The 13,369-nt window shown below is 60.5% G+C and carries 12 protein-coding genes; 2 read left to right on the top strand and 10 right to left on the bottom strand.

What is annotated here, in order from left to right:
* Positions 1–7: 7 nt before the first annotated feature.
* From KQ933_RS28715 to KQ933_RS28700, 4 genes are read right to left on the bottom strand one after another with little or no spacing between them, the layout of a single operon-like run.
* Positions 8–787: an amino acid ABC transporter ATP-binding protein gene (locus tag KQ933_RS28715; RefSeq protein WP_216759385.1), complete on the bottom strand. Its 780-nt coding sequence runs from the start codon at positions 785–787 to the stop codon at positions 8–10.
* On the bottom strand, positions 784–1,725 hold the full coding sequence (locus KQ933_RS28710; protein ID WP_216759384.1) for an amino acid ABC transporter permease: 942 nt from the start codon (positions 1,723–1,725) through the stop codon (positions 784–786). The genes KQ933_RS28715 and KQ933_RS28710 overlap by 4 nt, the downstream gene beginning before the upstream one ends.
* Complete coding sequence (locus KQ933_RS28705) at positions 1,722–2,612, bottom strand: ABC transporter substrate-binding protein (protein WP_216759383.1); 891 nt, start codon at positions 2,610–2,612, stop codon at positions 1,722–1,724. The genes KQ933_RS28710 and KQ933_RS28705 overlap by 4 nt, the downstream gene beginning before the upstream one ends.
* Before the next feature lie 46 nt (positions 2,613–2,658).
* Complete coding sequence (locus tag KQ933_RS28700; RefSeq protein ID WP_216759382.1) at positions 2,659–3,630, bottom strand: nitrate ABC transporter substrate-binding protein; 972 nt, start codon at positions 3,628–3,630, stop codon at positions 2,659–2,661.
* Between the two features lie 100 nt (positions 3,631–3,730).
* Between KQ933_RS28700 and KQ933_RS28695 the strand changes: the two genes are divergently transcribed.
* Positions 3,731–5,059: a PLP-dependent aminotransferase family protein gene (locus tag KQ933_RS28695; RefSeq protein WP_216759381.1), complete on the top strand. Its 1,329-nt coding sequence runs from the start codon at positions 3,731–3,733 to the stop codon at positions 5,057–5,059.
* A gap of 18 nt (positions 5,060–5,077) precedes the next feature.
* Here the strand turns inward: KQ933_RS28695 and KQ933_RS28690 are convergent, their stop codons facing one another.
* From KQ933_RS28690 to KQ933_RS28665, 6 genes are all read right to left on the bottom strand, one after another.
* Positions 5,078–6,763, bottom strand: coding sequence for a GMC oxidoreductase (locus KQ933_RS28690; RefSeq protein ID WP_216759380.1), 1,686 nt, complete (start codon positions 6,761–6,763; stop codon positions 5,078–5,080).
* Between the two features lie 72 nt (positions 6,764–6,835).
* Positions 6,836–7,915 (bottom strand): ABC transporter ATP-binding protein, encoded by a 1,080-nt coding sequence (locus KQ933_RS28685; protein WP_216759379.1) that lies wholly within the window; start codon positions 7,913–7,915, stop codon positions 6,836–6,838.
* Positions 7,916–7,921: 6 nt separating this feature from the next.
* Complete coding sequence (locus KQ933_RS28680; protein ID WP_216759378.1) at positions 7,922–8,800, bottom strand: carbohydrate ABC transporter permease; 879 nt, start codon at positions 8,798–8,800, stop codon at positions 7,922–7,924.
* Positions 8,797–9,687: a carbohydrate ABC transporter permease gene (locus KQ933_RS28675; RefSeq protein ID WP_216759377.1), complete on the bottom strand. Its 891-nt coding sequence runs from the start codon at positions 9,685–9,687 to the stop codon at positions 8,797–8,799. The genes KQ933_RS28680 and KQ933_RS28675 overlap by 4 nt, the downstream gene beginning before the upstream one ends.
* A 74-nt stretch (positions 9,688–9,761) precedes the next feature.
* A complete protein-coding gene (locus KQ933_RS28670; RefSeq protein WP_216759376.1) occupies positions 9,762–10,991 on the bottom strand; it encodes an ABC transporter substrate-binding protein in 1,230 nt (409 codons plus the stop codon).
* Between the two features lie 55 nt (positions 10,992–11,046).
* Positions 11,047–12,000, bottom strand: a complete 954-nt coding sequence (locus KQ933_RS28665; protein WP_216759375.1) for a sugar phosphate isomerase/epimerase — start codon at positions 11,998–12,000, stop codon at positions 11,047–11,049.
* Between the two features lie 233 nt (positions 12,001–12,233).
* Between KQ933_RS28665 and KQ933_RS28660 the strand changes: the two genes are divergently transcribed.
* The gene (locus tag KQ933_RS28660; RefSeq protein WP_216759374.1) at positions 12,234–13,313 is read left to right on the top strand and encodes a LacI family DNA-binding transcriptional regulator; all 1,080 of its coding nucleotides are present in this window, start codon (positions 12,234–12,236) and stop codon (positions 13,311–13,313) included.
* Positions 13,314–13,369: the final 56 nt, after the last annotated feature.

The raw sequence follows: 13,369 nt of genomic DNA, 5'->3' as shown, positions 1-13,369 counted from the left end.
TGCCGCGCTAGATGAAGCGCGACAGGAAGCTTCTGGTGCGGGGGTGCTGCGGGTTGCCGATTACATTCTCCGGCTTGCCCTGTTCCACGACCTTGCCGCCATCCATGAAGACCACGCGGTCGGCCGCTTCCCGCGCGAAACCGATCTCGTGGGTGACGACGATCATCGTCAGACCCTGGTTTGCAAGATCCCGCATGGTGGCGAGAACCTCGCCGACCAGTTCGGGGTCGAGTGCCGAGGTCGGCTCGTCGAAGAGCATCAGCTTCGGCTTGATGGCCAGCGCGCGGGCAATCGCCACGCGCTGCTGCTGGCCGCCGGAAAGCTGGCGCGGGTAGCTGTCGGCCTTGGCCGAAAGCCCCACTCGCTCCAGGAGCCTCAGTGCATTGTCGGTCGCGACCTTTCGGCTTTCGCCGTGTATGCCGACAGGTGCCTCGATGATGTTCTGCAGTGCCGTCATATGCGGGTAGAGATTGAACTGCTGGAACACCATGCCGATCTTTCGCCGCTGCAGGGCAATGGCGTGGTTTGACAGCTGCAGCAGCCGATCCTTGTGCAGGCGATAACCGATCTGTTCGCCGTCTACCTCGATCGAACCCTGGTTGATGGATTCGAGGTGGTTGATACAGCGAAGGAACGTCGACTTACCGGAGCCGGAGGGGCCAAGGACGACGACGACCTCACCGGGTGCCACGTCCAGGTCGATTCCCTTCAGCACTTCCAGATCCGCGAAGGACTTGTGGACATTGCGTGCCTTGACGAGAGGCTCGATAGTGGCGATCTCGTTCATGCACCTGCCTCCGTTGCCTGTGTCATGACGGCCGTTTCCTTTGCCGGCTTGGCGGCGCCCGTGCGGCGATCGCCGCGGCTGTAATAGCGCTCGATATAGGCCTGGCCGACATTCAGGACCGACGTGATGAGCAGGTACCAGAGGACGGCGACGAGCAGCATCGGCACGATCTCGAAAGTGCGGTTGTAGATCGACTGTACCGAATAGAGCAGATCAGCCATGGCGATGACGCTGACGAGCGAGGTCGCCTTGATCATGCTGATCAGCTGGTTGCCGGTCGGCGGAACGATCGAGCGCATGGCCTGCGGAATGATGATGCGGCGAAGCGCGCGGATGCGCGTCATGCCGAAGGCTTCCGCCGTCTCGTACTGGCCCTTGTCCACCGAAAGCAATCCGCCGCGGATGATCTCGGCCATATAGGCGGACTCATTGAGGGCGAGACCTGCGATCGCAGCCGTCATCGGACTGATCACCGAATTCGTATCCCAACTCATGAAAGTCGGGCCGAAGGGAATGCCGATCGAAAGCGTCGGAAAGAGCGTCGAAAGATTGTACCAGAAGATCAGCTGCACCAGGAGCGGTGTTCCGCGGAAAAACCAGATGAACAGCGAGGCAAGCGAACTTGCCAGCCGGTCGCTGGACATTCTCGCGACGGCCAGCACGAGACCGAGAGCGATGCCGATGATCATCGCGACGACCGTCAGACCGAGCGAGACGTAAAGGCCGCTGATGACGGTTGGGTCGAAGAAATAGTGTGCGACGACCGGCCAGCCGAAGTTCTCGTTATGCGCGACCGACCAGGCGCAGTAGGCGGCGATCGCAAGCGTAGTCAGCCAGGCCGCGACGCGACCTTTGGGGAAGGGCTTGTGGGCATGGGCCACGTCCCGGCTTCTCGCATCGCCGGAGGGCGATGCGAGTGTTTGTCGTTGTGTGCTCATTTCGGAAGCGTCCCGCCGAGGTTGATGCCTGGCTCCTTGATCATGTTGTTCTCGAGGCCCCACTTCTTCATGATCGCGGCATAGGTGCCATTGTCCATCAGCACCTTGACCGCATCACGCAAGACCGGGCCGAGTGGCGAGCCCTTTGCGACAACCGCGCCCTGATAGAGGTTTTCGAAGCCGTTCTTCTGTCCGACGCCGGTCAGCTCCAACTGGCCGTTGGCCTGCGACACGAAATAGGTGAGCGGCGCCTGGGAGGAGAAGAAGGCATCCGAACGCTTGGAGCGGACGGCAAGGATCGAGCTCGGCTGGTCGGTGAAGGACTGCACTTCGATCGCGCCCTTGCCGTCGGTCTTGCACTTTTCGGCCTGCACCTGGATGACCTTCTCAGCCGAGCCGCCAGCCATGACGGCGATGCGGTTACCGCAGGCGGTATCGAGCGAGGTGATGCCCTTCGGATTGCCCTTCTGCACCGAGAAGACCACGAATTCCTGCACCCAGTCGACAAAGTCGTTGGACTCTTCGCGGCTCTTGAAGTCGCCGACCGGACCAAAGGCAAACTGGTAACGACCGGAATTGACGCCGGCGAGCAACGCCGGCAGGCCACCGACAGTCTCATGCTCGATCTTGACGCCGAGAACCTGACCGAGCGCGTCGGTCAGATCGGCACTGGCGCCGCTCATCTCGGTACCCGTGACGATTTCATAGGGAGGAAACGAGCCATTGTTGACGGAGATCATCTTGCCGGACGTGCGGATCGCTTCGGGCAACTGCGCATGAAGCGCGTCGTTGACCGAAAGCTTGGGCAGGGCCGCGTCTTCAGCGAAGGCCGTTCCCGAGATCACCACGCTCGTCAGAGCAAGGCGTGCAATTTTCATGATCGACATTGTTATTTCCCCTGTTTGGTTCGAATTCATGCGTTTCGTGTTGCGCTCACCCGACGCGGCTACCGTCGACATCGAAGGAGAAGAGCTCTTCCGGCGTCATCAGCTGCGGCAGGATGCCCTGGACGTGAAGCTCGCTGGCGAAATCAGCGATCATCTTGCGGTTGACCGCAAAGCCGCTGGCGTCCCAGCCGACCGGAAGCTCGACCGCCGACTTCAAAAGCTCGTCCATCATGAAAGGCGAGGTGTCGGCGTATTTGCGGCGCTTGCTCAGCCACATCCGCTGCGATTCATCGATCAGCTTGCTGAGTTCTTCGATCACCCACGGGTTCTGCGCGACGATGCCCGCTTTGATGCCGATCAGATGCATGCCGGGAACATAGCCCACATCAGCGAAATATCGACGTTCGGCGCCTCTGAAATCGGAAACGACCTGCCGGAACGGCGATCCTCCACCGAAATAGCCATCGGGCATGAAAGGCGTGAAGATCGCGTCCAGGAAACCTTCCTCGAGCAGGTCGACCATGGGCCGCTCGCCGGGAGCCGCTTCGATGCGGCCGGGCCGGCCGAACCCGTCGAGGCGATCGACGACCGGATGCGCTTGCGTCAGGCGGCCCGCATACCACATGGCATCCTCAACGCCGACACCCTCGCGGCGCAGCGCCGCTCTGGTCCAAATGTTTCCGGAGTCGCGCCACCCGGTGACGCCGATACGCTTTCCGGCGAGCTCGCCGAGTTCGGTGATAGGGCCGTCCTTGCGGGTGATGACGCAGCGGTGACGGAAGCCGCGCATGATGAAGTTCGGGATGCCGACGATGCTCTCGTCGCCGTCAATGCGCAGCTGCGTATAGCGGCTGAAGGACATTTCCGCGACGTCATAGTCGTCGCTCTTGCCGAGATGCGAGAGCAATGTGCCGACACGATCGACCTTGATGTCGAGCTTGGGGGAGGAGACATCGCCGAGAACCAGGGGCGTCATGTAGTCCCAGTCACGCAGGGCAAGTCGGAGGCTAAGGGGCATCGGCATTCACTCGCAAGGACCTTGTTTTCGGAACAATTAAATGTTCAAATTTTCCTGATCAAATGTTATTACGTTATTGAACATTAAAAATGGCCATTAAATGAGCGATGTTGTCGATGCGGCTTGGTTTGCCCAAAAATTGACCGATCGGACAATTCGAGGAATCGCAATTGAAACCAGTGCCTTGATCCGGGCCGGGGCACTTCCCGTCGGAACGAAGCTGCCGCCGATCCGCGATCTTGCCTTTGCGCTTGGGATCAGTCCGGCGACGATCTCCGAGGCCTGGAGTGAGCTGAGACGCCAGAAGATCATTACCGGCAGGGGACGGAACGGCACCTGGGTGAGCGGCGACCGTTTCGTGGCAAAGCCCGAACGGCTCGGCAGCTCCGGTCGTTACGGAGCCGACGTCCTCGACCTGACCGCAGCCGTGCCGGATATCAGGCTTTTGCCGAAGCTTGAGGAAGCCATGGCTTACGGGGCGTCGGCGGAAAATCTCAACAGCTACGAGCGAAGCCGCATCCTTCCGGAACTCGAAGAGGGTGTCCGAAAGACCTGGCCATACGAGCCGGACGCATTCTTGGCAACGAACGGGGGCTATAACGCAGTCTACACGCTCATCCAGGCACTCGTCATGCCCGGTGCGTCCGTTGCGATCGAGGATCCGACCGCCATGCGGCTTCTCGATATTCTGGAGGATCGCGGCGTGCGGATCCTTCCGGTCCAGTGCGATCGCGAAGGGCCGCTGCCTGCATCTCTCGAAGCTGCAATGAAGCTGCGGCCCGTCGCCTTCATTTTCCAGCCGCGGCTTCATTCTGTGACCGGTCAGACTGTCAGCGGCGAGCGGTTGCAAAGGCTTGGAGACATTCTCGACGGCACCGACACCTTGATCGTCGAGGATGACGGTGTCGCCGATATTTCCACGGCTCCGCGTCATTCGCTCGGCGGTCGGTTTGCCGACCGGACAATTCACATTCTCTCCTATTCAAAGACGCATGGTCCGGATCTGAGGCTTGCTGTGCTCTCGAGCTCGCGGACGATCGTCGAACAGATCCAGTCCTACCGCAGCTTCAGCGCCGGCTGGACAAGCCGCATTCTTCAGGCGGCCACCGCATGGCTTCTGCGGGATCCCGCCACACAAACCTTGCTGCAACGCTCTCGCGATATCTATTTCCAGCGTCGGGCCGATCTGGTCGATGCGCTGGGAGAGCGTGGGATCGACGTGCAGCATGGCAGCGGCCTGTGTGCCTGGGTGCCGGTCGCATCCGAACCCTTCGCGATGGTCACGCTGGCGGCGCGAGGTATTGCGGTTCATCCGGGCGCAAAATTCTCCATCCTTCCAAGCGCACATCTTCGCGTGGCGACGGCCATATTGTCCGATCGGGTAAACGACGTGGCCGACTCGATTGCGCTGGCCGCCAGCCCGGCCTAGTCGTTGGTGCCGCTCCAGTTATTCCAGCACTTCATCGTGTTTGGAGACGTCAGCAGATCCGCGGTACTGCGCCGCGAGCTTCCGGCAGGCGCGCAGGGTCAGGGCCATGACGGTCAAGGTCGTACCCGCCGTGCCGCCACCGGGAAAGGCGCTGGCATCGGTCACGAGAAGATTGGGCACGTCCCAGCTCTGGTTCCAGCCGTTGAGGACGGAATTTTCAGGCGAGGTGCCCATGCGTGCGCCGCCGCTTTCATGGATTGCGGCACCCATGCACATCGTCTTTCGGAACCATTTGCGGAACAGGAAACGGCTTAAGGGGTCGGCATCCGGGAAGGCCCCACGGCCCATTTCCGTCAGGCCAAGCGGCGATCCGATGAAGTCGAGCTCCCCGCCGGCACCTTTTACCATGTCGATCAGGGTCTTTTCCTGTCTGCGGATCAGCGCCTGCTCCGGCTTATGCATGACGCAGCGGATGTGCGGCACCGGAATGCCCCAGGCGTCCCTGCGGTTGGCATCAAGGGTAATGCGATTGTCGGCATGCGGCAGCATCAGGCCGAAGCCGAAGAAGGCAAGGCTCGACGGCTCGTTGTCGCCGACCGGCGCGCGGCCGACGCTGCCCTGATAGGCGAAGTCGCCGCGCGGCGTCTTTCCCTCGATATTGTCGAAACGCGGCACGAAGATCCCGCCTGACGGATTGTAGAATGGGTCCTGCGGTGCCGAATCGTCATGCGACCAACCCCGGGCCTGCGGGAAGGTGCCGAAGGCCAGGCAGGGCAACTGATCCATGAAGTAGCGGCCGAGCGTGCCCGAGCTGTTGCCAAGCCCGTTCGGGTGCTTCTCCGAGGCAGAATTCAAGAGCAGTCGAACGCTTTCGATCGGCGAGGCGCAGAGGACGACGTTTTCGGCACGCACAGCGTGAACGGCGCCGGAGTTGCGATCGATATATTCTGCGCCAGTCGCCCGACCCGTCTTCGCATCCGTAGTAATGCGGCGCACGATCGCATCGTGACGGATTGTCAGATTGCCGCTTGCAAGCGCCTCGCGCAGCGGGCGCGGCATACGCTCGGCGTCCGGTGCGATATAACGCCAGGACACGACATGCCGTTCCGGCGCCTGGCTCTCGACGGTCTTCTTGAAGAGCTCTTCGGCCGGCGTCAGCTTGGCGGGGCGGGAATAGACGCCGTCCGGCAAAGTCGAGACATGGTCCTGATTGCCGTAGAGGCCAAGATGGCTTTCGGCTTCGGCATAGAAGGGAGCGAGTTCGTCGTAGGAAACAGGCCAGTCCACGCCGCGGCCGCTTCGGCTCTCGATCCTGAAATCGTCGTCGCTCCAGCGCAGCAGCACGCGGCCGAAACTGTGCAGGCGTCCGCCCGACTGCCGGCCGCGGATCCACAGGAAGGGTTCGCCGCGCGGCGTGGTATAGGGGTTCTTCCGGTCGTTGACGAAGAAGCGGCTGAAACGCTCGGTGAAGAAGGCGGCACGCGCCTGAACCGGCTGACCCTTGAGGGTTGCCCGCGCCCGCTCCCAGATGTTGATGGCGCTTGCCGGCGGTTTCTTACGCGTGGGATCGAAGTCTTTCTTGCCGATCTCAGGCCCGGCTTCGAGAAGCAGGACGGATAGACCATTGGCCGTCAGTTCCATGGCGGCAAAGGAGCCGGCCGCGCCGGAGCCGATCACCAGCGCATCATACACTTTCTCAGACATGTCGTTCAAAACCTGACTTCATCAATGGAATGGGGCGGCAGCGCGATCTCTCTGCTGCCGGGAGAGCAGGGCTCAGAGGCGATTGCCGTCCTCTCCGAAAAGAGATGCTTTGGAGAGATCGAGACCGATGCCGATGACATCGCCCGGCTGGAGCGTGAGATCGCCCATCACCCGTAGTGACAGGGGCGCGTCTTTCCAGGTGAGCCAGACAACCGTATCGGAACCCATCGGCTCCAGGACTGAGACGGTTGCCGGAAGCGCGGGGTCTGCGACATCCGGTCGGATGCTCAGGTGTTCCGGACGCACGCCAAGCGTTACCGGGCAGGCCTGCGGCCTTGCGGCAAAAGCATAACCAGACATGTCGAGGGTGAGATCGCCAGCCTTGAACAGCACCTTACCGCCGCCAGGTTCGATGCTGCCTTGAATGAAATTCATCGAGGGAGCGCCGATGAAGCCTGCGACGAAAAGGTTGGCAGGCCGGTGGTAGATCTCCGCCGGTGTGCCCAGCTGCTGGATCACGCCGTCCTTCATGATGGCAATGCGGTCGGCAAGGGTCAGCGCCTCCACCTGGTCATGGGTGACGTAGATCATCGTATTGCCGAGCTGCTGGTGCAGCTTCTTGATCTCGACGCGCAACTCGTTACGCAATTTGGCGTCGAGGTTCGACAGCGGCTCGTCGAACAGGAAGACATCGACTTCGCGCACCAGCGCGCGGCCAATCGCGACACGCTGGCGCTGGCCGCCCGAAAGCTCGGCCGGGCGGCGATCGAGCAGCTTTTCCAGATGCAGGAGCGATGCAGCCCGCTCGACCCGGCTTTCGATCTCCGGCTTCGGCAGGCCCGCGACCCTGAGGCCGAAGGAGAGGTTCTTGCGCACCGACATGCGGGGATAGAGCGCATAGGACTGGAACACCATGCCGATGCCGCGGTCTTTCGGCTCTTCCCAGGTGACGTTTTCCCCCGAGATCCAGATTTCTCCGTCGGTGATGTCGGAAAGGCCGGCGATCGCGTTCAGCAGGGTCGACTTGCCGCAGCCGGACGGGCCGAGCAGGACCAGAAATTCCTTCGGCGCGATATCGAGTGACATCTGCTCGATCACCGTGTGATCGCCGTAGCTGATCTTCAGGTCCTTGATGGAAACAGCAGCGTTCATTCAGCCTTACCCTTTGACGGCGCCGGCCGCGATCCCGCGGACGAACCAGCGTCCGGACAGGAAATAGATGGCGAGCGGGATGATGGCGGTGAGGATGGTGGCCGCCATGTTGACGTTGTAGTTGCGCTCGCCCATCGTCGTGTTGACGATGTTGTTGAGCTGTACTGTCATCGGCAGTTTGTCGCGTCCGGCAAAGACGACGCCGAGCAGGAAGTCGTTCCAGATACCCGTGAACTGGAACATCGAGGCGACGACGATCATCGGCAGCGCCATCGGCAGCATGATCTCGACGAAGATCCGCCAGAAGCCGGCGCCGTCGACGCGCGCTGCCTTGAAGAGCTCTTCCGGGATCGTGACGAAGTAGTTGCGGAAGAGCAGCGTCACCAGCGGCAGGCCAAACAGCACATGCACGAGAATGATGCCGCCAAGGCTGTTGTAGAAGCCCATCACCGCCATGGCCCGCACCAGCGGATAGAGAAAAATCTGGTAGGGCACGAGCGCGCCAGCCATCAGCAGGCCGAACATCAGGCGCCCCGCCTTCGGCCGCCAGAAGGACAGCGCATAACCGTTGACGGCGCCGATCAGTACGGAGATCACGACAGCCGGCACGGTGATCTTCACCGAATTCAGGAAGCCCATGCGCACGCCGGTGCATTCGCTGCCGGCACAGGCGCCGGCCCAGGCCGTTTGCCAGGCGGTAAAATCCAGGTGCAGCGGCAGCGCGAAGATCTGCCCCAGCCGGATCTCGTCCATGGTCTTCAGCGACGTGACGATCATCACGTAAAGCGGCACGGCGAAGAACAGCGCAGCGGAGATGAGAAAGGCATAAAGGCCGATGCGCGCTGCGGTGATCTGCGTCGGCCTGGGGCCACGGGGATGGGTCATAGCGTACCTGCCTGCCGCCGGGCGCGAATATGTTGGGCATAGCGGAAGGGCGCGACGATGATTAGCACGGTCAGAAGCAGGATCGTCGCCGCGGCCGTCGCAAGGCCGAGATTCTGGCGTTGGAAAAGATTGTCCATGATGAATTTCGCCGGCACCTCGGTCGCCGATCCCGGCCCGCCATTGGTGAGCGCCACAACGATATCGTAGGTCTTGATCACGCCCATGGAGAGCAGCGTGCCGGCGGCGGCAAAGGCCGGCGTCAGTTGCGGCAGGATGATCGACACATAGGTACGCCAGACAGGAATGCCGTCGATGCGGGCGGCGCGCCACTGCTCGCCATCGATGCCGCGCATACCGGCCAACACAAGGATCATGACGAGGCCGGCACCCTGCCAGAGGGCCGCGATCACCACCGCATAGATTGCAAGATCGCGGTTGATGATCCAGTCGAAGGTGAAACTCTGCCAGCCAAGCGCACGCACGCTTGCCTGAACGCCGAGCGTCGGGTTCATCATCCATTGCCAGATCAGGCCGGTGACGACGAAGGACATGGCATAGGGATAGAGGAAGATCGTCCGGAAGGCGCTTTCAAAGCGTACCCTGCGATCGAGAGCGGCGGCAAGCAGGAAGCCGACAAACAGGCAGCCGAAGACGTAAAGCACGCCGAAGATGATCAGGTTCTGGAAGGAGACCAGCCATTTGGCGGTCTGAAACAGCTTGGAATATTGCTCGAACCCAACGAAATTCCACGATGGGAACAGCCGCGAATTCGTGAAGGACAGGGTCACCGACCAGACCATGGTGCCGAGATAGACGACGATCACGGCAGCCCATGTGGGGGTAAGCGCAATGAGCGCCGCTTTCGAGCGGGTATGCTTCCGTTTCATCAGAGCGTCTTTGAGAAGGGGCTTCGAAAGTCGCCTGCACCGGTGTTGCAGTGTAGGCGACAGGCTTATCGATCTTACTCGAAGATCGCCGCGAACTGCGCGACCGACGCATCGATATCGGCGGACGGGTTGGCCCAAAATTCTCCGATGAAATCGGTCAGGGCGCCTACTTGCTCCGGCGTCGTGGTGATGGCGTGTTCGGGAACGATCTTGCCTTCGGCCATGAAAGCCATGCCCTTCTGGGTGCAGGCGTCGAACTTGGACTTGTCGACATCGATGCGGGCCGGGATCGAGCCTTTGTTCAGCGAGAATTCAACCTGAACTGCGGGGTCCATGACGACTTCGGCCAGCAGCTTCTGCGCTGCATCCTGGTTGGCATCGTTCGTCTTCAGGTAGCCGAAGGCGTCCGCGATATAGATGAGCCCCGGGGAGGCGGGGGAGATGGCGCAGCCGAAATCCTTGTCGGCGACTTTGCCGGCAGCCGTGAACTCACCCTTGGCCCAATCACCCATGAACTGGACACCGGCCTTGCCGGTGATGACCATGGCGGTTGCGTCGTTCCAGTTGCGGCCGGCAGAGCCTTGATCGACGTATGTGCGCATCTTGCCGAAGATTTCGAGAGCCTTCTTGACACCGTCGGAGGTCAGGGCTGCCTGATCCTTTTCGACATAAATCTTCATGAAGCCGTCCATGCCCACCTGGGACAGGAGAACCATGTTGAAGACCTTCACCTCCTGCCAGCCTTGGCCGCCCCAGGCGATCGGCGTCAGGCCCGCAGCCTTGAGCTTGTCCATATCGGCGAAGAAGGCGTCCCAATCCTTGGGCTCTTCGGTAATCGCGGCCTTGCTAAAGGCGTCCTTGGAATAGAACATCCAGCTTTCACCATGGATGCCGGTCGGCGTCAGATAAACCTTGCCGTCATAGGTAATGTAATCATAGAGCGCCTTCGGAAGTGCATCCTTCCACTTGCCGGCTGCCGCCACGTCATCCATCGGGTTCATCAGGCCCTGCTCGATGAATTCGGCCGGGTCCTTACCGACGACGACCTGCTTGGCCGTCGGCGGATCGCCAGCGACGAGGCGGTTCTGGAATGCGGCATTGGCATTTTCGAAGCCGGCAATCGTGGAGCTCTCCCACACGCCGCCGCGCTTTTCGAATTCCTTCTTGATGGCATCGACGGCGCGGCCTTCGCCACCCGATGTCCAGGAGGTGAAGACCTCGGCCTTCAGCTTGTCGTCAGCATTGGCAAGGCCGGCAGCACCAAGCAGGATTGTGCCGGCAAGCAGCATCGTCATTCTCTTCATTGTTCCACCTCTTGAATAGGCCCTCTTTGTGGAGCCGTTTGGTTGCAGGGATCGGTTAGCGATAGATCGGCAGAAGCGCCTGCCGTACGAGTGTCAGGCCATTGGCGATATCGCCGACAGGATCTGCGGCGGCGTCGAGTTCCAGGATTGCCCAGCCGCTGAACTGGCGATCGCGAAGCAGGCGGATCCAGGCCGGCCAGTCGACGCGGCCAAGGCCGAAACCGCAAAAGAAGGGACGGTGGCGCTCGTGGATGTCTGCGCCAACAGGCGTGTCGGCCGGCATTTTGCCGATCGCATCCTTCCAGTGGGCGATGATGACGCGCTCATGGTGTCGATCGACGAGCTGGATCGGATCGGAGCCCTCGAGAATGATATGGGCCGTGTCCGGGCACATATGTACGTAAGACGGGTCCGTCAGCAGCATCAGAAGGTCGACGTCGCGGGCAGCGGCAAAGATGGAATGTGCTTCCGTATGCACGGCGAGCTTGACGCCCTTCTTGTAAAGGATGGCACCTAGCCGATTCAGGAAATCGGCGATCACCTTGGCTTGGTCGAAATCGCGAAAATGCACTGGCTCTTCACCTGGTGTCTGGCGCATTGGCACACCAATGACCATGACGTCGCCGCCGCAGGCCTTGATGAAATCGGCATATTGTTCGGCCTTGGCGATGATGGCTGCCTGTGCGGCAGCCGCGGTAAAATCGCCGGAAGCCTCCAATTCCGCGAAGAAGCCGGAAGCCAGTTGAAGTCCGCGAGCAAAAAGCTCAGCGCTGAATGCCTCCACAGACCCGTAGGTCCTGATCGCGTCCTGCCAGTTGAAGGGGGAGAAGGTGAGCTCGACGCCGGTCACGCCCGAGGCTTGTACGCTGTCGAGGATCTTGTCCCAGAACTGCCGCGGCTGATCCTTCGCATGTTCGACGATTGCGTCATAGCTGTCGACGCCCCAGAAGCCCGGATGGAAGAAGGTAACCAAGTCCACACCAAAACGCAGGTTATCATGCGCAGCCATTTTTCATTCCTTGAATTGAGCACAATCAGCCAATCGCGGAAACGCTTTCCGGCGTCGAGCTTTATTAAATAATGTCAATGCGTTGCAATTAGGCAATCGATTGCCATGACGCGATATTAGGCAGGCTGATAAATTATGCAAGTCTTTTCTTCGAATTTTTGGCAATCGTTTGTTATAACGAGAATCACGCAGTGACCTGGGACTTGGTTGCCTTGCGCTAGGTGGATGGATTGATGAAGAAAACCGAAGACAGCCTGCCCACCGAGGGAGCGTCCACTCTAATGGCGGACGTAGCACGGCTAGCGGGAGTGGCGACTTCCACAGTCAGTCGCGCGCTCGCCAATCCCGGGCGGGTCAACGAGAAGACAAGGGCAAGGATTGCCGCTGCGGCAAAACAGCTCGGCTATACGCCGAATGCTGCTGCTCGCAACCTACGGGTCGGGAGGTCGAATGTTATCATGATCATCTTGCCGGGTTCGCCTCATTACGGCGCCTCACAGATCATCCCCCAGGTGCTAGAAGCCGTGAACCGCACCGTCATCCGCAACGGCTATAATTTGATGATTGCCAACCTTGACCGCGACGAAAGTTCAGAACGGCATATTCTCGACCTTGCATTCGGAGGGACGGTCAGGGGCGCTTTGATCCTGTCCTCGCAGCTGCCGGTCGTCGACAACCGGTCGCTGGCCGAAGCAGGATTGCCGATCGTATCGCTTCTGCTCGACGTGAGCGGCACGTCCGTTCCAAGCATCATCACCAATGACAGAATGGCTGTAAAAGAAGCGGCAATAGAGCTCCTGGCGCTTGGCCATCGCCGTTTCTTTTATATAGCAGGCCCGAGCGGAAACTACCACGAGCTCGAGCGCTATGCCGGTCTGGTCGAGGCCTTGCAGGAGGCCGGCCTCTCCGAAGGTCACATCACGCGTTCCGGCGGAGATCTCACCTTCCAGTTCGGTTTCGAAACCGGCCTACAGGCTGCCGAGGACTTTGCAAGGCTCGATGAAAAACCTACCGCGGTCGTGGCAGCGAGTGACGATATGGCGATTTCCTTCATGAGCAGGGTTCAGAAGATGGGCTGGCGCGTGCCGGAAGACTTGTCGGTCGTATCGTTCGACGGCTCACCTGTCTGTGAATATTGCGCGCCTCCGCTCTCGACGATCGAGCAGCCGATGGAGGCTCTCGGAGAGACCGCGACAGAATTCCTGATTGCCAGGATGGAAAAGTCGGATGAGATGCGAGAGCTGCGCGTTGTGATTCCGAGCCGGTTCATTCGCCGTGAAAGTATCGGAGTGAACTCAAAGTTTGCGACATGATTTTATTCGATACCCAGACGCATCCCGACCACCACACGCGACGGGATTTCGGCTGA

The organism is Rhizobium sp. WYJ-E13, assembly GCF_018987265.1.
GTDB lineage: Bacteria > Pseudomonadota > Alphaproteobacteria > Rhizobiales > Rhizobiaceae > Rhizobium.
This window is presented reverse-complemented; position numbering and strand designations above follow the sequence as displayed.